Genomic DNA, 19,192 nt, shown 5'->3' with positions numbered 1-19,192 from the left:
AAACGTATTAAAGTGGAAGCCGGGTATATTACTACCCGGTTTTTTATTGGTTGGAAATAAAGCTAATTTGTTTATTAAAAACGATAATAATGAACAGGTTAGTGAGTTTAGGAGATACATTTATGATCGCATTGTTACGCCTGATTGCGTTGGCTATCTTTGCTGTCTTTACTTTTGTGTTTGGTTGCGGTTATTGCTTATTAAGCCCTCGTAATCCAAAGCACGTTTATACTTTTGGTCGCTTATTTGCTCGAATGTCACGTGTTTTTGGTATCAAACTAGAAATCCGTGTACCAGAGAGTGCAAAAAGTTCAGAGCCAAGTTTATACATTGCGAATCACCAAAATAACTGGGATCTTTTTACTGTTTCTGGTGCTATTCAGCCAAGAACCGTAACGGTTGGTAAGAAAAGCTTAGCTTGGATGCCATTATTTGGTCAGCTTTACTGGATTACAGGGAATATTTTGATCGACCGTAACAATCGCAGTAAAGCGGTAGGTACGATTGCTCAAGTGGCAGAGAATATTAAAAAGCGTAATGTTTCTGTTTGGATGTTTCCTGAGGGAACACGTTCACGTGGACGTGGATTGCTACCATTTAAAACGGGCGCTTTTCATGCCGCTATCGCAGCGGATGTGCCTGTAACTCCGATTGTGTGTAGTAATACTCAAGGCAACATCAAGTTAAATCGTTGGAATAATGGACATGTAATTGTTGAAATTTTGCCACCGATCAGCAGTGAAGGGTACGAAAAAGACAATGTGCGTGAATTAGCTAATTTATGCCGTGAGCAGATGATTACTAAATTAGAAGAATTAAATAAAGAAGTTGCAGAACGCAACCAAGCGTAATTAATCATCCTTAAATTTTATCTAAGGCATACGGTCTTCTGTGTGCCTTTTTCTTTTTTAGATGTGTAGACATGACAGAATATGTAGTTCTTGTGAATGAGCAAGGTGATGCCATTGGTACAATGGAAAAATTAGAAGCGCATGAAAAAGGCTTGTTACATCTCGCTTTTTCAGTATTGCTCTATCGTGAAACGGATTTAGGAAAAGAGTTTTTATTACAAAAGCGTGCCGAATGTAAATACCACAGTAAGAACAAATGGAGCAATACCTGTTGTTCTCACCCTCGAGTGAATGAAAACGTAGAGGCGGCGGGTACGCGACGTTTAAATGAAGAGATTGGTATAACTGGTGTTTTACCAGAGCAGTTCGTAAATCTTGGTTGGTTTATTTATCAAGCTGAATTAGAAAATGGATTGAGTGAGCATGAGCAAGATTATATTTTGATTGCTAATACTCCAGATGTGAGTTTTATATTAAACCCTGAAGAAGTCAGTGATATTCAGTGGTGGAGTGAAGCTGATATTGAAAAAGAAATGAAAGTAAACCCAGAGACTTTTTCTGTTTGGTTTCCTACTGTTTATAAGAAAGTACTTACTCACCTACAGCAAGCAAACTAAGTCGATATTCTTTTATTAGATAAAAATAAGGCAGAAAAGATTCTGCCTTATTTCGTTTTAATTTAGTGTTCGATTATTTACGAACTGCAATAGCTTCGATTTCGATACCAACATCTTTTGGTAGACGAGCTACTTCAACACAAGAACGAGCAGGGTAGTTTGCAACTTTGTGCTCGTCGAAGAAGTTACCATATACTTCGTTTACTGTGCCAAAGTCATTAAGATCTTTTACGAAAACTGTCATTTTTACAATGTCAGATACAGTTAGGCCAGAAGCTTCAACAACGGCTTTTACGTTCTCTAGTGATTGGCGTGCTTGCTCAGCGATATCGTCAGAAACTTCACCTGTTGCTGGATTTACAGGGATTTGGCCTGAAGTCAGTACCATATTACCAAGGTCAACACCTTGAATGTATGGGCCAATAGCTGCTGGTGCATTATCTGTATGAAGAACTTTAGTCATTGTTATGATTCCTTTTTGAAATAAGGTAAGTCTAAGGAGCAATAGACCTTAGAAGCATTACGATGGTTCAATATAAAACAAATAACAGTAAGAAAACAGCCCCGAGAATATCGAGGCTGAGAAGAGAATCAAATTTAATTAATTTAAGTCAGTGACTACTTCACGTGAGTATACTTTCTCACAGTATTTACACTTCAGATGAATATCTTCTTTCTTTGTTAGGACTTTGAAGCTGCTGTCTACAGGTTCACCGTGAGTAATACAGTTACTGTTTGGACACTCAAAAACACCCGTGATTTGCTCTGGTAGCACTAATGGTATTTTCTTTACTACTTCATAGTTTTCAATTTGGTTAACTGTTGCGTGTGGTGCATATAATGCGAGTTTGCTTGCTTGCTCTGGAGTGATAAATGTATTTTCAATTTTTAATAAATCTTTTGCTCCAAGCGCTGATGAAGGTAAATTTAAACCAACAGTTACACGCTCTGCACTTTTATCCATTTGGAATAATTTAAGCACTTTAATCCCAATGTTAGCGGGAATATGATCGATTACCGTACCGTTGTTGATAGCTTCAACACGTAATTGAGTTTTGTTAGCCATGGTATTATCTCCCTTAAAGTGTTTCATTTAAAACTAAAGCCAATAGAGCTTGGCGAGCATAAACACCATTTTCAGCTTGTTGGAAATAGTAAGCGTGTGGCGTTGCGTCTACATCGGTATCAATTTCATCAACACGTGGTAGTGGATGCAGTACTTTTAAGTTTTCGCGTGCTGGTTGTAGGTTTTCAGCTGAAAGAATATATGCTGATTTGATGTGTGCGTATTCAGACTCATCAAAACGTTCTTTCTGTACTCGAGTCATGTATAGAATATCAAGCTCAGGAATTGCATCATCCATGCTTTCAACCAGTTGGTATTCAATACCTAGTTCATCAAGTTCTTCGCAAATGTAGTCAGGCATCGCTAATACTTCTGGTGCAATGAAGAAGAATTTAATGCCTTCAAATTTTGCTAACGCTTGGGTCAGAGAGTGGACAGTACGACCGTATTTCAAATCACCAACGAAAGCGACGTTTAGATTATCTAAGCGACCTTGAGTTTCATAAATGGTGTAAAGATCTAAGAGCGTTTGAGTTGGGTGTTGGTTTGCACCGTCACCAGCATTAATTACTGGTGTGCCGTTTGAGAATTCAGACGCTAAGCGTGCAGCCCCTTCTTGTGGATGACGCATAACGTAAGCATCTGCATATGAGGTAATGATTTGAACTGAATCCGCTAGTGTTTCCCCTTTTTGTGCAAGAGAGGTATTGCCAGCGGTATCGAAACCAATTACTGAACCACCTAAACGCTGGATGGCAGTTTCAAATGAAAGACGGGTACGAGTTGATGCTTCGAAGAAACAACTCGCCACGATTTTATTTTTCAATAAATCAGGTTGAGGTTCTTTTTTTATCTTCCCTGCCGTTTCAACGATCAGCTCTAACTCTTGACGAGAAAGCTCTGGAATAGAAATGATATGCTTTTGATATAGCGAGTTAGCCATGTCTCTCTTCCCTTATGTATTATATTGAAATCAAAAAAAAGCCCCCTAATAAATAGGAGGCTTTAAAAATTGGGTTGATTAGGAAAATAAAAAAATAGGGGACCACCACATTTTTTCAATGTAGCTACTCGGTCGACCGCTGTATGAAGATAAGTTAATAACATCATAATTCCCTAATAAATTGGGCGGAATTATACTCGTATCAAATTCCTAAGCAAGCGTTTGCATCAAAAATTTGTATCCAATTAACTACCAAGTGTCGCAACCATAACCGCTTTAATTGTATGCATACGGTTTTCTGCTTCATCAAAAACAATGGAATACTCAGATTCAAAGACATCCTCTGTGACTTCTAGACCATTCATACCGTACTTTTCGGCAATCTCCTTACCAAGCGTCGTTTCATCATTATGAAAAGCAGGTAAGCAGTGCATGAATTTCACATTAGGATTTTCAGTTGCTTTGATAACATCCATATTGATCTGATAAGGAGTCATTAAAGCAACGCGCTCATCCCATGATTCGGGTGCTTCACCCATCGAAACCCATACATCAGTATAAAGAAAGTCACAACCTTTAACACCTTCTGTAACCTCTTCAGTTAACACAATTTTTGCACCAGTTTGTAATGCAATCTCTTGGCATTGAGCGACCAACTCTTCTTCAGGCCAGAACTGTTTTGGTGCAACGAGTCGGATTTCCATTCCCATTTTTGCTGCTCCAACCATTAGAGAATTCCCCATATTGTTTCGAGCATCACCAAGATAGGCAAACGTAATTTGGTTAAGTTGCTTTCCATTTGCATATTCTTGCATTGTTAGAAAATCAGCTAATATTTGAGTTGGATGAAATTCATCCGTTAATCCGTTCCATACAGGTACTCCTGCATATTGACCTAATTCTTCAACTATCGTTTGACCAAAACCACGATATTCAATGCCATCATACATGCGACCTAATACACGGGCGGTATCCTTCATGGATTCCTTGTGACCAATTTGGGAGCCAGAAGGTCCAAGGTAAGTGACTTTAGCTCCTTGATCAAAGGCTGCAACTTCAAAGGCACAGCGAGTACGTGTTGATGACTTTTCAAAAATTAACGCAATGTTTTTCCCAGCTAAACGAGGTTGTTCATAACCTGAGTATTTTGCTTTTTTCAGCTCAGCAGATAACTCAAGTAGGTGTGCGATCTCTTTAGGGGTGAAATCTAATAGTTTTAAAAAGTTTTTATTACGTAAATTAAAAGCCATCATGTGCTCCTTGCAAAAATTCAGTCCAGTGATTTACAGTTATATATAATAATTCATTAAATGTGAATATTTATTTTGTTTTATTTGATTGCGTATGTGTTTTGGTAGAGAATTAAATACCGTCTCTTTCTATTGGACAACTCATGCATCTAGCTCCTCCACGACCTCGTCCTAATTCATCACCGGTAATCGGAAGGACGTTAATTCCTGCTTTGTCGTATTTTTCATTGGTATAGGTGTTCCGTTCATAGGCAACCACAACACCAGGTTTAATGGTTAAAACATTATTTGCATCGTGCCATTGTTCACGCTCAGCTTCATAGCTATCTCCACCCGTTGTAATGATATTTAAGTTGTCTAATTCTAATGCCGACATTAATACGTTTTGGAAGTTAGGCATTTCTTTAATATCTAGGTGTTGCTCTCCACAAGGGGTGATTGACCAACAACCCATATTTTTATCAATGACTCTTGGATAAACAGAAAAGACGTTGTGATCCATATGCGTCATGACCGTATCTAGATGCATGCATGAACGGTCTTCGGGTAATTTTATTGCAATGACCTGTTTTGCTTGATGAGTTCTAAACAGTTGTTTGGCTAAATTTTCAATACCTTGAGGGGTAGTGCGCTCAGATATTCCGACTAATACATTACCTTTACCAATAACTAAAACATCCCCACCTTCAATAGTCGCATTATCGTAATAGCGGTTTTCATCTTCAAAATAACGTGCAAAATCTTGATGAGAAAAAAGTGGATGCCAACGATAGATTGCCCTTAAATGATTGGATTCTCTTTTACGGGCGGCCTTCGCCATAGGATTGATTGATACGCCGCCATAAATCCAACATGAGGTGTCTCGAGTAAATAAATGATTTGGTAATGGGTCTATGACAAAATCAAATGGATCGCTCAGTTGTTGAAGCATAGAAGGAGCTTTAAACGGAAGTTCAATGAAAGCTAAACCTCCTAATAAAATAGAAGCTAGCTCTTTATTGCTATGCTCAAGTAAGAAAGATCGGATTTGATTGGCGAAAGTAGGACCGAATCGATAGTGTGAAATTTGATGTTTAAGAAGCCACTCTTTTGCTTCTGGATTTTCTAATGTTTGTTCTAATAAATCCTGAAGTAAGAGTACATCGACGCCTTGGTTTTCCAAGGTTTTAACAAACTGGTCGTGTTCTAAAAGGGCTTTCTCAACTGATAAAACATCATCAAAAAGTAAGTTGTGACAATTAGTTGGAGTTAAATGACTGAGTGCTCGTTCAGGACGATGAAGAATAACACGGCGTAGTTGACCAATTTCAGAGCCAACAAATAATTTATTCATAAGATTCCTTTCTTTAATATTTTTGTTGCACAGCTATCATACCGTATAGATGTTAATTTTTCTTTACTTATTGAAGTGCTAGGGGATTTGCTGAGTACAGGCTATAATGACTGAGTCTTATTTTTTTATTACATACAGTGTGGAGCATTAACTATGTCTCAAGAAGATGAATATCTATCGGTTGAACAATTTCTTGAATTACAAAAAGCAGAAACTCGTGAGATTATCGAGTCGCTAAAAGCCGATGGTAGTGAGCCTGATGCACTGTATGCGATTGAGCATCATTTAATGGCTGAAGATTTTAAAGCACTTGAAAATGCAGTTGTTGAAGCATTTAAAATGGGCTTTGAAGTATTAGAAGCTGAAGAGCTTGAAGACGAAGATGGTGCTAAAATCTTATGTTGTGATGCAGTAATGGATTCGGCATTAGACGCAGAAGTAATCGATGCTCAAGTTGAAAAATTAGTAAATCTTGCTGAGAAGTACGACATCATTTATGACGGTTGGGGTACTTACTATGAAGGCGAAGATGCTGAGTACGATGTGATTGAAGATGGTGATGAAGATTAATTCATAACCACTAAAGAACATAGATGCCCTAGATGTGAATCATGTCTGGGGCATTTTTTTAAGGATGAATATGACGATAAACTCAAGAATTATATTAAATAATGAGCAGGCCTTATGGCAGTTGTCGCCATTAACAGAAACATCACTACCCATTAAAGATATTCCTATCCAGCAAGGGATAAGTTCTGCTTTTGATGAGCTCTCTTTACTACAAGTTGAAGCGCAAGAGTGGCATTTAATGCGTTATTTTGATGTTGATGAAACACTATTGAATTATCCAGCAATCGAACTTGTTATGAGCGGGGTGTCTCGTTATGCCGAAGTGCGTATCAATGGTGTTGCGGTATTTGATTGTACGGAAAAAATGACTCGCTACCGTAAAGACATTAAAGAGTATCTTCAAGTGGGTGGCAACCGATTTGAAGTGTTGTTTTTACAAGAAGACGAGGATGATTGGCTCATTGATGATGAAAGTGAGACTAAGCTTTGTAATATTAATCAGGCTTATCATCGTCGATTTGGTGCTGTTCAGGATGTCGATATTAAAGAAGATATTGGTGTTTTTGGTGTGTGCTTTCTTCAGCCTATTTCTCATCTCGCTTTAAATCACATTACTATTGAACAAATTTGGCATCATGGGTGTGAATTAAAAGTGAATGTGTTCTTTCAAACGTATAAAGCCAATTTGATATCAGCAAGTATTAAGTTTGATGGCATGACTTTGACTATTCCTGTTGATGTACGTAGTGATCAAGTATCGGCACTTTTTCAGGTTGAAGCGCCTAAATATTGGTGTGATGAGAAACCTAATTCGAACGATTTATATCGTGTAGAAATTACTCTTGATGGGCAGTTACACGAGTTGGAGTTTGGTTTGTGTGACACGGAAAACGTGATTCACTTTCCCTTGTAGTAATACCAATGCCATTAATTATCTGAACATGATTATACCAATTCCATTAATTAGTTGTTCATTATTACTGGTTAAATCTCTCAATAGTTGCGTTAAAAATTATTATTGTAGAATAACTACTTATAAGAATTTTTGCCTTACTCTTAAGTGATTTTCCTGCGTAATAAATAGATCACCTAATTAATTACATTGGTATTACTGGTTAAATCATTCAATAGTTACATTGGTATAAATAAAAAAGGTCGATGCGTTAACATCGACCTTTTATTTTGCTTGCTCTACATTATAGTGCAGCGATAGTTTCTTGTTGAGCTTCTAGTTTAACTAGAGTCTCTTGGTAACCTTCAAGTTTTTCACGCTCTTTAGCAATAACTGCTTCAGGTGCTTTTGCAACAAAACCTTCGTTGCTTAGTTTACCTTCGATACGCTTGATTTCACCTTGAGTTTTCTTCACTTCACCAGCAAGACGAGCAAGTTCAGCATCTTTATCGATAAGACCTGCCATTGGGATCATAAGCTCTGATTTACCAACAAGAGATGTCGCACATGCTGGCGTTTCTTCACCGTTTGCAAGCACTTTGATTTCATCCAGTTTAGCAAGAGAAGAAAGCACAACTTTGTTTGCTTCAATACGAGCAGCGTCTTTCTCATCAGCTACTTTAATCATTACTTCTAAGCCTTTGCTTGGGGCAATGTCGTATTCAGCGCGTAAGTTACGAATGCTTGTAATGAACGCTTTAACCCACTCAAGATCAGCAACCACATCAGCATTGAAGTTTTCTTCGTTAAACTGAGGAAGAGCTTGAGTCATGATTGTGTCGCCTTCAACACCATCTACTAGCGGCTTCACGCTCTGCCAGATAGATTCTGTGATGTAAGGAAGAACAGGGTGAGCAAGACGCAGAGTCTTCTCTAGTACTGTGATCAGCATGTAGCGTGTTGCTTTCTGCTGAGCTTCTGTTCCTTTCCATAGAACTGGTTTAGTAAGCTCTAGGTACCAGTCACAGAATTGGTTCCAGATGAATTCGTAAAGCGTGTTTGCCGCCATATCTAGACGGTAGTTGTCTAGGTGAGCGTTAAACTCTTTTGCTGCAAGTTCAAACTGAGATTCAATCCACTTATCAGCTAGAGAGAATTCCATGTTCGCACGTTCTTCAGCAGACAGTGACATGCCACAATCGTGTTCTTCTGTATTCATTAGTACGTAACGGCTCGCGTTCCATAGCTTGTTACAGAAGTTACGGTAACCTTCAAGACGTTTCATATCCCAGTTGATGTCACGACCCGTTGAAGCCATAGCAGCAAGAGTGAAACGTAATGCATCTGTACCGTATGGTTCGATACCGTTTTCGAAAGTCTTACGAGTGTTCTTTTCGATCTTCTTAGCTAGTTGAGGCTGCATCATGTTACCACAACGTTTTTCAACTAGAGACTCAAGGTCGATACCATCGATCATATCGATAGGGTCAAGTACGTTACCTTTAGACTTAGACATTTTGTCGCCGTTTTCATCACGGATTAGACCCGTTACGTAAACTGTCTTGAATGGTACTTGTGCTTTACCATTTTCATCTTTGTTGAAGTGCATGGTCATCATGATCATACGTGCAACCCAGAAGAATATGATGTCAAAACCAGTTACTAGAACATCTGAAGGGTGGAATGTTTTCAGATCATCAGTTTGCTCAGGCCAGCCTTGAGTACCGAATGTCCATAATGCTGAAGAGAACCATGTATCAAGTACATCGTCGTCTTGGCGTAGAACGATTACAGGTGCAAGGTTGTTGTTAGCACGTACTTCTTCTTCAGTACGACCAACATATACATTACCGTCGTTATCGTACCAAGCTGGGATACGGTGGCCCCACCAAAGTTGACGAGAGATACACCAATCTTGAATGTCACGCATCCAAGAGAAGTACATGTTTTCGTACTGCTTAGGAACGAACTGGATCTCACCATCTTCAACTGCTTTAACTGCTGGTTCAGCAAGAGGAGCGGCACGTACATACCATTGGTCAGTTAACATTGGTTCGATAACAACGCCACCACGGTCACCGTAAGGAACGGTTAGGTCATGATCCTTGATTTCTTCAAGAAGGCCAAGTTCTTCAAATTCAGCAACGATAGCTTTACGAGCTTCGAAACGCTCCATACCTTGGTATTTAGCTGGAATTTCTGTTGAGTAAACATCACTTGCTTCACCGTTGGTTGTGAATACTTCTGCAGATTCACGGATATCAGCGTTGAAGGTTAGGATGTTGATCATTGGTAGTTGGTTACGTTTACCAACTTCGTAGTCATTGAAATCGTGCGCAGGAGTGATTTTCACACAACCTGTACCTTTTTCCATGTCCGCGTGCTCATCACCAACGATAGGGATCAGACGGTTAACGATAGGAAGTAGGATTTCTTTACCAATAAGATCTTTGTAACGAGGATCTTCTGGGTTTACAGCAACACCTGTATCACCAAGCATGGTTTCAGGACGAGTTGTTGCAACAACGATGTAGTCTTTGCCTTCAGCTGTCTTAACGCCATTTGCTAGCGGGTAGCGGAAGTGCCACATGTGACCTTTTTTGTCTTTGTTTTCAACTTCAAGATCAGAAATTGCAGTGTGCAGTTTTGGATCCCAGTTTACTAGACGCTTACCACGGTAGATTAGGTCATCTTCGTATAGACGAACAAACACTTCTTGAACAGCGTTAGATAGGCCATCATCCATAGTGAAACGTTCACGATCCCAGTCTACAGATGCACCTAGACGACGAAGCTGTTTAGTGATTGTGCCACCAGATTCGTTTTTCCATTCCCAGATTTTGTCGATGAAAGCATCACGGCCGTAGTCGTGTTTTGTTTTGCCTTCTTCAGCAGCAATCTTACGCTCTACAACCATTTGAGTTGCGATACCTGCGTGGTCTGTACCAACCTGCCAAAGCGTATTTTTACCTTTCATACGTTCAGCACGGATTAGAGTATCCATGATTGTATCTTGGAAAGCGTGACCCATGTGTAAGCTACCTGTGACGTTCGGTGGCGGGATCATGATGCTGTAAGCTTCTTTTGAAGTGTCACCGTGTGGCTTAAAGTAGCCTTTTTCTTCCCAAGTCTGGTACAGAGCTTGTTCTATCGATTGCGGGTTATATGTCTTTTCCATAGTGTTCGTCACGAATATCTCTATTAAAAAGTGGAATGCCAAATATCATAATTAATGGCTCATTATTAAAAAGAATAAATATATGAGTCATTTAGCTATGATGATTGGCATCATTTCAGTATCTCGGTTTGCATGGCTCGGCCTGCATTTCGGTATATTTTATACCTTTCTCGAGCTTGTTGTTTGCTTTTTTCTTCGCAAGGTACGAAGTCTACCACTTGAGCAAAGGAAACAGCAAAACTTGCGACCTCTTGAGCTAAATTAATTAACACATGACGACGTCCTGATGAACGTAATGTTCCCCAACCAATTTCGATAGGAGAGCCTGATTTTGGTCCCTCTCCAACTAAATTGTGTGGCGTAAATTCTGATACATCATATTGCCAAAGTGCTTCATCAATCAGCAAGGCTTGTTCTTTATCTTGGGCTAATACATACACTCGTGCATTTTGAGAGTAATAATAGTGAGCAAGCTGACACACAAATTTTAGCTGACCATCAGTGGTTGCTGCTGGAGATGTGGGTTCTAAAACATAAAACAGGGCTTGGCTCATAAACTCTCTTAGTTGATAAATAGTATGTATTAAAAAGGGGCCTCAATATAGGCCCCTTTATATCATAAAACGAATTGATTTATTCTTCGTTTTCTTGGCCTGAACGATTCAGTAAGAATTGGACAAGCAATGAGACTGGTCGGCCTGTTGACCCTTTATTTGCACCAGAGACCCAAGCAGTACCTGCACTGTCAATATGAGCCCAGTGGTACTTTTTAGCAAAACGAGAAAGGAAACAGCCAGCAGTAATAGTACCAGCAGCTTTGCCACCGATATTACCCATATCTGCAAATGGACTGCTTAGTTGTTCGTTGTACTCTTCAGCCATTGGTAAGCGCCAAGCACGGTCACCCGATTGTTCTGACGCATTAATTAGTTCATGAGCAAGCGGGTTGTGATTCGAAATCAAACCACTGATGTGGTGACCAAGTGCAACAACACATGCACCTGTTAATGTCGCAACATCAACCACACATTCTGGCTCATAACGCTCAACATAAGTCAGCGCATCACAAAGTACTAGTCGACCTTCAGCATCGGTATTTAATACTTCAACCGTTTGGCCTGACATCGTAGTTAGAATATCACCTGGACGGTATGAGTTGCTGCTTGGCATATTTTCACAGCCAGCAAGCACACCAACAACGTTTAGTGGTAAGTTCAGTTTAGCTAGGGCTTTCATTGCACCAAATACTGAAGCTGCGCCACACATGTCGTATTTCATTTCATCCATGCCTTCGCTTGGTTTAATTGAAATACCGCCTGAATCAAACGTTAAGCCTTTACCAATTAAAACGATTGGTTTTGCAGCAGGGTCAGGGTGACCTTTGTACTCCATGATAGACATCATAGATTCGTTGTGAGAGCCCTGCCCAACCGCTAAGTAAGAAGTCATGCCTAGCTTTTTCATTTCCTCTTCGCCAATGATCTTGGTGGTTACGGTTTCGTAATCATCAGCAAGACGACGAGCTTGAGAAGCAAGATAAGCTGGGTTTGCAACGTTTGGTGGCATGTTGCCTAAATCTTTCGATGCTTTAACACCAGAAGCAATAGATAAACCATGAGCAATCGCTTTTTCACCTAAGTTAAGTTCACGGCGAGTCGGAACATTGAAGACTAACTTACGTAATGGACGACGAGTCTCAGGCTTATTGCTCTTAAATTGATTAAAGGTATATAAGCTGTCTTTGGTCGATTCAACGGCTTGGCGTACTTTCCAGTACGTATCGCGACCTTTAACGTGAAGCTCTGTAAGGAAACATACTGCTTCCATAGAGCCTGTTTCATTTAGTGTGCTGATGGTTTTTTTGATGATATCTTTATATTGACGCTCACCAAGTTCACGCTCTTTACCACAACCAACTAATAAAACACGCTCCGAAAGAATGTTTGGCACTTGGTGCAATAGCAACATTTGGCCAGGCTTTCCTTCAAGATCACCACGACGAAGTAGTGAACTTATGTAGCCGCCACTGATTTTATCAAGCTGCTCAGCTATTGGAGATAAACGACGTGGTTCAAAGACACCAACAACGATACAAGCGCTGCGTTGTTTCTCTGGACTACCACTTTTTACACTGAACTCCATGCGTACTCCTACATCCTAAAGACAAATAGAACTAAATGTTAGATAATGGGTAAAATCTAGCAAGATACTGTAATATTCGTATACTAATTTCACAGGCTAACATTTAGCCAAAGATTAAAAAATAAATGGTTAACACGGAAATTATAGTGATTCTGGCAAAAATACAAGTTTTCTATAGGTAGATTCGACGTGATTATTATTAGATATTTGATCAAGGAGACATTAAAGAGTCAATTTGCGATCTTTTTTGTACTTTTTTTGATCTTCATGAGTCAAAAATTTATTAGTGTGTTAGCTGACGCATCGGATGGGGATATTCCTGGTGGTTTGATTCTTTCCCTTGTGGGACTGAATATGCCTGCGATGGGACTATTAATGCTGCCGCTTAGTATATTTATCGGTATCTTACTGACGTTTGGTCGCCTTTATGCGGAGAGTGAAATCACCGTAATGAACGCAACGGGTATGGGAAATTCGATTCTTATTCGTGCTGCGTTATACCTTGCGTTAATTACAGGCGCTGCTGCTACTTTTAACTCACTTTGGTTATCTCCTTGGAGCCAAGAAAAAACCACGCAGTTAATGGAAACTGTCGAATCCGATGCTGGTGTAGACTTGTTGCAAAAAGGACAGTTTCAACGCTCTCCAGATGGAAAAGCCGTCGTATTTATTGATGATATTAGCAATAAAAATGGTAAAGAGCTGCGCCATATCTTTTTAGCCCAACCCGTTCCGCATGATTCTTTACGCCCAAGTGTATTAGTTGCTGATAAAGGGGTTGTGAAAGAGCTTAAAGATGGCCGTCAGGTGTTAGAGCTTCAGGATGGAACTCGTTATGAGGGTATCCCAACTCGTCTAGATTACTTAGAAAGTAATTTTAAGTCTTATGAAGTACTGATAGGGCAAAAAGAAGTAAAAGAAAAACGTCGTGATTGGGATGCTATTCCAACGCTTGATTTAATGAAGCGTCCAGAATTAGAAGCGAAAGCAGAATTGCAATGGCGTATCTCTCTAATTATTTGTATTCCATTACTGACAATGGTGGTTGTGCCTCTGTCTGCCGTAAACCCTCGTCAGGGACGTTTTGCTAAACTTGGGCCAGCAGTTTTGCTTTACTTAGCTTACTTCTTATCATTAAGTGCGGGTAAATCAGCGATAGAAGATGGTGGCCTTGCCCCTTCGATTGGTTTATGGGCAATTAATGCAACATTGTTGTTAGTTGGTATTATTCTTAACTCCATGGACAGTGTTTTTGTTAGACAAATAAAAGATAAAATGCGGAGAAAACCAAAGAATGTTTAAGATTTTAGATTGGTATATTGGCCGTACGATTATTGCCACCTCAGCTCTATGTTTGGTGACGTTAGTTGGTTTATCTTCGATCATTAAATACGTAGAGCAATTACGAAAAGTAGGGCGAGGAACTTACGATCTACTTGATGCTCTGTATTTTGTAATTTTAAGTATGCCTCGTGATATTGAGATGTTTTTCCCAATGGCGGCACTACTTGGGGCTTTAATCGGTTTGGGTATGCTTGCGGCTAGTTCTGAATTGGTCGTTATGCAAGCGGCGGGTTATTCAAAGTTAAGCATCGGTGTTTCAGTGTTAAAAACGGCAATCCCATTAATGCTAATGGTAATGGCATTAGGACAATGGGGTGCGCCTCAAGCGCAGAAAATGGCTCGTGATTTACGTACTTTTGAAGTTTCAGGCGGTAATATCGCAGCAGTCAGAGCTGGCGTGTGGGCAAAAGATGCTGATGATTTCATTTATTTAGCTCGAGTAGAAAATAAAGAAAAACTGTATGGCGTAACGGTTTGGCAATTTGATGATAATCAAGAGCTAAATAACGTTATTTTTGCACGTACAGCAACGTATCAGGCTGCTCAAGATGACTGGAAAATGAATGATGTATCGATTACTCAAATGAAAAACAAGGCTGTGATCAGTGAAAAGAAAGTCGATTCTTTAGATTGGTCTACAACCTTAACGCCAGATAAATTAGCGGTAGTAACGGTAAAACCAGAAGAACAGTCATTAACAGGGCTTTATGATTACGTAAATTACTTAAAAGATTCAGAGTTGGATGCGTCACGTTATGAATTGGCTTTTTGGCGTAAAGCATTGCAGCCAATTTCGGTAGCGGTAATGATGCTACTTGCTCTTTCATTCGTATTCGGTCCATTACGAAGCGTGACCATGGGGGCTCGTATTTTATCTGGTGTGATTGCAGGCTTTACGTTTTATATTTCTAATGAAGTATTTGGACCAATGACCTTGGTGTATAACATACACCCCATATTCGGTGCACTAGGGCCAAGTTTGGTCTTTTTAGCCGTGACTGTCGGTTTGTTAAATAGAAAATTATAATATTTACTTAAATAAAAAGGAGATGCATTAAAAATGTATCTCCTTTTTTTGTATTTAATTTTGGTACTTAGTACTAAATCGCTTTATCTAAAACAACAACGCGTGTTTTTGCCCATGTATCTTGGAAGGCGGAGTTATCGTGAGAGATAAATACTAATAAGTTGCCTAAACCAAAGGCTGATGTAGACATACGGATAATAGCTTGGGTTAGTGTGATAGGGGAGCCATCAAGTTGTTGTACTTGTAGTTTCCATGCTCGCATCCCAAGAGTTTGGCCTTTACACCAAAAGTAAGCAAAGAAGCCAACGAAAACAGAAACAAGAGTAACAGGGTAAAGGTTACGCCATAGTGGATCGTGATTGAGATAAGAACTCACATCAGGAAATTCACCGTAACTAATAATGCCTGCGCCATAAAGCATTTCAAGTGTTGCTACGATAGCGCCACCAGTTAACATCATCACAGCACTAATGATTAAGGTATCGTAAAACCATGCTCCCATGCGGCGCATAAAGCCAGCTTGTTTTTGAGTGTTCATTTTTTCTTCCATAAATTAAAAAACTGACAGCAGTATAACGACTGTGAGGGAAAAAATGAAAATCAGATTGTAAATAAGTGCTGCTTATTTCAGCAAACAAAAAACTAAGAGTAATAAAGAGCTTGCGCCAAGATCATCTCTGAGTATAATCAATCACATCAAGCAGCAATGCTGATAAAGCCGGTATGGTGAAATTGGTATACACGACGGATTCAAAATCCGTTGCCTTCGGGCGTGGCGGTTCAAGTCCGCCTACCGGTACCATATTTAAATGACAAAGCCTCGATGAAAATCGGGGCTTTGTTGTATCTGGAGAATAGAAATTTAATTATCCTATTCATAATAAAAAGCCCCAACCGAAGTCAGGGCTCTAGTATCACTAGTCAAAAGCGTTACTGATTTTCGTCAAGTTTTGCTTTTGCTTCTTCAACTTTAGAAAAATCCAAACCTAGCTCTTCAACGGCTTCTTTAATTAAAGCTGGATTACTCATCACTAATATCATCAATGGTTGTAGCTTCTCTTGTGGAATACCAAGAGATTGGATGGTTGCCATTGCTGCGAATGGATTCTGTGTTAGTGTTTGGAACACTTCTGCGATTTGTTCATCACTTACATTATGTTCTTTTAATGTTTGAATAATTGGATTCATTTAAATATGCCTTAATAATTATTGGAATTGGTATTAAAGATAATGACTTCCTAAAATCATTAACCAAGTAAAGCCTGCAAAGCACAGAGCGACGAATACAGCCGCAGAACCAATATCTTTAGCTCTTCCACTTAATTCGTGGTGTTCTGGCCCTATACGGTCAACTACCGCTTCTATAGCTGAGTTTAAAAGCTCAATCATAAAGATCAGAACAAACACACCAACTAATAAGATTTTTTCAACGACAGTGACATCCAGCAGTAAAGCAATAGGCGTTGCAATAACTAACATGGCAAATTCTTGGCGAACGGCTGCTTCATGTTTGAATGCGGCTTTTAATCCTTGGATTGAGAATCCAGTTGCTTTAATAATGCGTTTGATCCCAGTGTTCCCTGGTTTACCTGATGGTACGTCTGTCATGATGTAGCCTTAACGATATACATAATACAAAGGAGTGGGGTATGGTAGTGCTGAGATTAAGAAATGACAAGCATAAAAAAAGCCTCATCAGATGATGAGGCTTTTTAATATGGCTCCCTTTGCTGGACTTGAACCAGCGACATACGGATTAACAGTCCGCCGTTCTACCGACTGAACTAAAAGGGAATTGTATGGTGCCTCGAGGCGGAATCGAACCACCGACACGAGGATTTTCAATCCTCTGCTCTACCGACTGAGCTATCGAGGCAAAAGAATGGTGCCGACTACCGGAGTCGAACTGGTGACCTACTGATTACAAGTCAGTTGCTCTACCTACTGAGCTAAGTCGGCACACTATATTCTTATGCTGTTACTGATGTTTCTTCAGTAACTAAAACCTTGTTATAAACAAAGCTTTAAAATGTGGCTCCCTTTGCTGGACTTGAACCAGCGACATACGGATTAACAGTCCGCCGTTCTACCGACTGAACTAAAAGGGAACAGATTTTACTTTCTTCTTTTAAAGGAAGAAATGGTGCCGACTACCGGAGTCGAACTGGTGACCTACTGATTACAAGTCAGTTGCTCTACCTACTGAGCTAAGTCGGCACGTGTTTTTTATTAATCTTTAGGTGAAAGATTAAATTGTTTGGCTCCCTTTGCTGGACTTGAACCAGCGACATACGGATTAACAGTCCGCCGTTCTACCAACTGAACTAAAAGGGAATTGTATGGTGCCTCGAGGCGGAATCGAACCACCGACACGAGGATTTTCAATCCTCTGCTCTACCGACTGAGCTATCGAGGCAAAAGAATGGTGCCGACTACCGGAGTCGAACTGGTGACCTACTGATTACAAGTCAGTTGCTCTACCTACTGAGCTAAGTCGGCACACTAAATTCTTTTGACTATTCGTGATTTAGAGTTTAATTATAAACTTAAAACAACACCAACAATCTTATTGTATGGTGCCCGGAGGCGGAATCGAACCACCGACACGAGGATTTTCAATCCTCTGCTCTACCGACTGAGCTATCCGGGCAACGAGCGCTATTAAACGGATTTTTACCCTCATCGTCAACTTTTTTTTTCAAAATAGTCCGTTTTTTTGATTGTTTGATTGAATATTCAGCGAATGGCCTGTTTTATGGTTAAAACTTTCCCGAATTAAACTCTTTTTTAAACGCGGTAACTTTTTCTAAGTAGCGTCTGGCCTCTGCATTTTTGTGCTTTTTGGTTAATGCCCAATACACTTGATTGGGTTGTAGGCTGTTTATGTCATTGATTGCACGACTTCTGCTGCTACTAAATGTATTAAATACGCCACCAGCGCCACCATTGTAGGCGGAGATCATGCTGTATTGTTTTGATGTTGGGTGACGAATGTCTTTTAAATAACGTGTTTTTAAAATATGAAAGTAAGCCGTACCCGTATCAATATTATTGTAAGGATTAAATAAATACTCAGGAGTTGGATCTCCTGATTTATTTTTAACTAACTTAAATACATCACGACCAGCTGTTTTTGGTACAACCTGCATCAAACCATAAGCATTAGCCCAACTTACCGCATATGGGTTAAAACTACTTTCTGTTCGGATGATTGAATAAATAAGATCTTCTGGAATATCATATTTTAATGATGCTTTACGTACGATATCAGCATACTTGTATTCTCGGAGCTGAGTATGGTTTTTTACCATTGGAATATCGACGTAGTATGCTTTTTTATAATCGACATTTTTTTGTTTTAAATGATGCGCAATTAAATAATCTGCGTAGCGACTGGCACGCCATGACCATTCAATTGGTTTTTTATCTTGATCTAAGACTTGTTGATATAAGAAGGGTTTGCCACCTAAGGTAACATCAGCATCAGAGTAAAGGTCAACACTGGCAGGATCTTCCGGTGTCAAAAGAGTAGTAATGATAGCTTGACGTAAATGCGCTTTAGGGTCGGTGCCAGCAACCGTTTCGACGGTAACTCGACCATTAGTGAAATCCACTTGGGATCGGCTTAAATACCCATCAGTATATTTTACATAGGAGCGTTTACCTGCAGTAATAAGGTTTTTCTTACCCCAACGTTTTTCGATATTGCCATTAAAACTACTTATTAGACTGTCTAATGCTTTGATATCTTTAGTGAATTGCCCAGGAAGAGGAGCCAGGTTTTTAGCAAAACGGTTGGTTGTATCGTAATTTACACCAAAAGTAGACTCTATTGATTCTCGACTACAACTGGTAAGAAGAAGACAGGTCGAGGCGATCAGTATAATTTTTTTCATAAAGGCAATATAGATTGAGAACTCGATAATAAGGTTAACGGCAGGTTTAACTTTGACTTAATAGCATAAAATTAAAGCAGCCA

Annotated in this window: 18 protein-coding genes and 10 tRNA genes; 7 read left to right on the top strand and 21 right to left on the bottom strand. The window is 39.6% G+C overall.

The genetic code is table 11. The features are described 5' to 3' along the window. Positions 1-122 precede the first annotated feature (122 nt). A complete protein-coding gene (locus GNP81_RS11435; RefSeq protein WP_005417513.1) occupies positions 123-851 on the top strand; it encodes a 1-acylglycerol-3-phosphate O-acyltransferase in 729 nt (242 codons plus the stop codon). Positions 852-922: 71 nt separating this feature from the next. After that, positions 923-1,468, top strand: a complete 546-nt coding sequence (gene idi, locus GNP81_RS11430) for an isopentenyl-diphosphate Delta-isomerase (RefSeq protein WP_155674797.1) — start codon at positions 923-925, stop codon at positions 1,466-1,468. Between the two features lie 73 nt (positions 1,469-1,541). On the opposite strand, the gene GNP81_RS11425 is transcribed toward idi, so the two are convergent. The 5 genes from GNP81_RS11425 to arcA all read right to left on the bottom strand — a co-directional run bounded on the left by GNP81_RS11425 (position 1,542) and on the right by arcA (position 6,060). Continuing rightward, positions 1,542-1,931 (bottom strand): RidA family protein, encoded by a 390-nt coding sequence (locus tag GNP81_RS11425; RefSeq protein WP_005417516.1) that lies wholly within the window; start codon positions 1,929-1,931, stop codon positions 1,542-1,544. Positions 1,932-2,069: 138 nt separating this feature from the next. Then, positions 2,070-2,534 (bottom strand): aspartate carbamoyltransferase regulatory subunit, encoded by a 465-nt coding sequence (pyrI, locus tag GNP81_RS11420; RefSeq protein ID WP_011261195.1) that lies wholly within the window; start codon positions 2,532-2,534, stop codon positions 2,070-2,072. Positions 2,535-2,547: 13 nt separating this feature from the next. Then, positions 2,548-3,477, bottom strand: a complete 930-nt coding sequence (gene pyrB, locus GNP81_RS11415) for an aspartate carbamoyltransferase (protein WP_012533771.1) — start codon at positions 3,475-3,477, stop codon at positions 2,548-2,550. A gap of 245 nt (positions 3,478-3,722) precedes the next feature. Next, complete coding sequence (argF, locus tag GNP81_RS11405) at positions 3,723-4,727, bottom strand: ornithine carbamoyltransferase (protein ID WP_155674795.1); 1,005 nt, start codon at positions 4,725-4,727, stop codon at positions 3,723-3,725. Positions 4,728-4,839: 112 nt separating this feature from the next. Continuing rightward, entirely contained in the window at positions 4,840-6,060 is a 1,221-nt protein-coding gene (gene arcA, locus GNP81_RS11400) for an arginine deiminase (protein WP_155672027.1), read from the bottom strand. Positions 6,061-6,213: 153 nt separating this feature from the next. Here arcA and rraB point away from each other — a divergent pair, with 153 nt between their 5' ends. Beyond that, complete coding sequence (gene rraB / locus GNP81_RS11395; protein WP_005417527.1) at positions 6,214-6,630, top strand: ribonuclease E inhibitor RraB; 417 nt, start codon at positions 6,214-6,216, stop codon at positions 6,628-6,630. Between the two features lie 70 nt (positions 6,631-6,700). Further along, positions 6,701-7,543, top strand: a complete 843-nt coding sequence (locus GNP81_RS11390; protein WP_155674793.1) for a glycosyl hydrolase 2 galactose-binding domain-containing protein — start codon at positions 6,701-6,703, stop codon at positions 7,541-7,543. Between the two features lie 283 nt (positions 7,544-7,826). On the opposite strand, the gene GNP81_RS11385 is transcribed toward GNP81_RS11390, so the two are convergent. From GNP81_RS11385 to pepA, 3 genes are all read right to left on the bottom strand, one after another. Next, positions 7,827-10,700 carry a valine--tRNA ligase gene (locus GNP81_RS11385; protein ID WP_155674851.1) on the bottom strand — a complete coding sequence of 958 codons (2,874 nt, stop codon included), beginning with the start codon at positions 10,698-10,700 and terminating at the stop codon, positions 7,827-7,829. A 110-nt stretch (positions 10,701-10,810) separates the two neighbouring features. After that, positions 10,811-11,254, bottom strand: coding sequence for a DNA polymerase III subunit chi (locus tag GNP81_RS11380; protein WP_005417533.1), 444 nt, complete (start codon positions 11,252-11,254; stop codon positions 10,811-10,813). Positions 11,255-11,333: 79 nt separating this feature from the next. Further along, positions 11,334-12,842, bottom strand: a complete 1,509-nt coding sequence (gene pepA, locus GNP81_RS11375; RefSeq protein WP_011261202.1) for a leucyl aminopeptidase — start codon at positions 12,840-12,842, stop codon at positions 11,334-11,336. A gap of 189 nt (positions 12,843-13,031) precedes the next feature. Here pepA and lptF point away from each other — a divergent pair, with 189 nt between their 5' ends. Further along, positions 13,032-14,144 carry an LPS export ABC transporter permease LptF gene (gene lptF / locus GNP81_RS11370; RefSeq protein ID WP_005417536.1) on the top strand — a complete coding sequence of 371 codons (1,113 nt, stop codon included), beginning with the start codon at positions 13,032-13,034 and terminating at the stop codon, positions 14,142-14,144. Then, entirely contained in the window at positions 14,137-15,213 is a 1,077-nt protein-coding gene (gene lptG / locus GNP81_RS11365) for an LPS export ABC transporter permease LptG (RefSeq protein WP_155672025.1), read from the top strand. The genes lptF and lptG overlap by 8 nt, the downstream gene beginning before the upstream one ends. 73 nt (positions 15,214-15,286) lie before the next feature. Here the strand turns inward: lptG and GNP81_RS11360 are convergent, their stop codons facing one another. After that, positions 15,287-15,751 carry an RDD family protein gene (locus GNP81_RS11360; RefSeq protein ID WP_012533244.1) on the bottom strand — a complete coding sequence of 155 codons (465 nt, stop codon included), beginning with the start codon at positions 15,749-15,751 and terminating at the stop codon, positions 15,287-15,289. A 179-nt stretch (positions 15,752-15,930) separates the two neighbouring features. On the opposite strand from GNP81_RS11360, the gene GNP81_RS11355 reads away from it, so the two are divergent. Continuing rightward, positions 15,931-16,015: transfer RNA gene (locus GNP81_RS11355), tRNA-Leu, on the top strand. Between the two features lie 128 nt (positions 16,016-16,143). Here the strand turns inward: GNP81_RS11355 and GNP81_RS11350 are convergent. The 12 genes from GNP81_RS11350 to mltC all read right to left on the bottom strand — a co-directional run bounded on the left by GNP81_RS11350 (position 16,144) and on the right by mltC (position 19,109). Further along, entirely contained in the window at positions 16,144-16,401 is a 258-nt protein-coding gene (locus GNP81_RS11350; protein WP_063658530.1) for a DUF2999 domain-containing protein, read from the bottom strand. Positions 16,402-16,434: 33 nt separating this feature from the next. Continuing rightward, complete coding sequence (locus tag GNP81_RS11345) at positions 16,435-16,821, bottom strand: diacylglycerol kinase (RefSeq protein ID WP_011261207.1); 387 nt, start codon at positions 16,819-16,821, stop codon at positions 16,435-16,437. 110 nt (positions 16,822-16,931) lie between these two features. Then, positions 16,932-17,007, bottom strand: a tRNA-Asn gene (locus GNP81_RS11340). 6 nt (positions 17,008-17,013) lie between these two features. Beyond that, positions 17,014-17,089, bottom strand: a tRNA-Phe gene (locus tag GNP81_RS11335). Between the two features lie 7 nt (positions 17,090-17,096). Continuing rightward, positions 17,097-17,172, bottom strand: a tRNA-Thr gene (locus GNP81_RS11330). A gap of 73 nt (positions 17,173-17,245) precedes the next feature. After that, positions 17,246-17,321 (bottom strand) — tRNA-Asn (locus GNP81_RS11325). 33 nt (positions 17,322-17,354) lie between these two features. Beyond that, positions 17,355-17,430: transfer RNA gene (locus GNP81_RS11320), tRNA-Thr, on the bottom strand. Positions 17,431-17,471: 41 nt separating this feature from the next. Next, positions 17,472-17,547 (bottom strand) — tRNA-Asn (locus GNP81_RS11315). A 6-nt stretch (positions 17,548-17,553) separates the two neighbouring features. Further along, positions 17,554-17,629: transfer RNA gene (locus GNP81_RS11310), tRNA-Phe, on the bottom strand. A 7-nt stretch (positions 17,630-17,636) separates the two neighbouring features. Then, positions 17,637-17,712, bottom strand: a tRNA-Thr gene (locus GNP81_RS11305). A gap of 75 nt (positions 17,713-17,787) precedes the next feature. Then, positions 17,788-17,863, bottom strand: a tRNA-Phe gene (locus GNP81_RS11300). A 109-nt stretch (positions 17,864-17,972) separates the two neighbouring features. Next, the gene (gene mltC / locus GNP81_RS11295; protein ID WP_069581819.1) at positions 17,973-19,109 is read right to left on the bottom strand and encodes a membrane-bound lytic murein transglycosylase MltC; all 1,137 of its coding nucleotides are present in this window, start codon (positions 19,107-19,109) and stop codon (positions 17,973-17,975) included. Positions 19,110-19,192: the final 83 nt, after the last annotated feature.

It is taken from the genome of Aliivibrio fischeri, from assembly GCF_009727955.1.
GTDB lineage: Bacteria > Pseudomonadota > Gammaproteobacteria > Enterobacterales > Vibrionaceae > Aliivibrio > Aliivibrio fischeri_A.
Note: the sequence above shows the minus strand (reverse complement) of the source record. Positions and strands in the feature narration are given on the sequence as shown.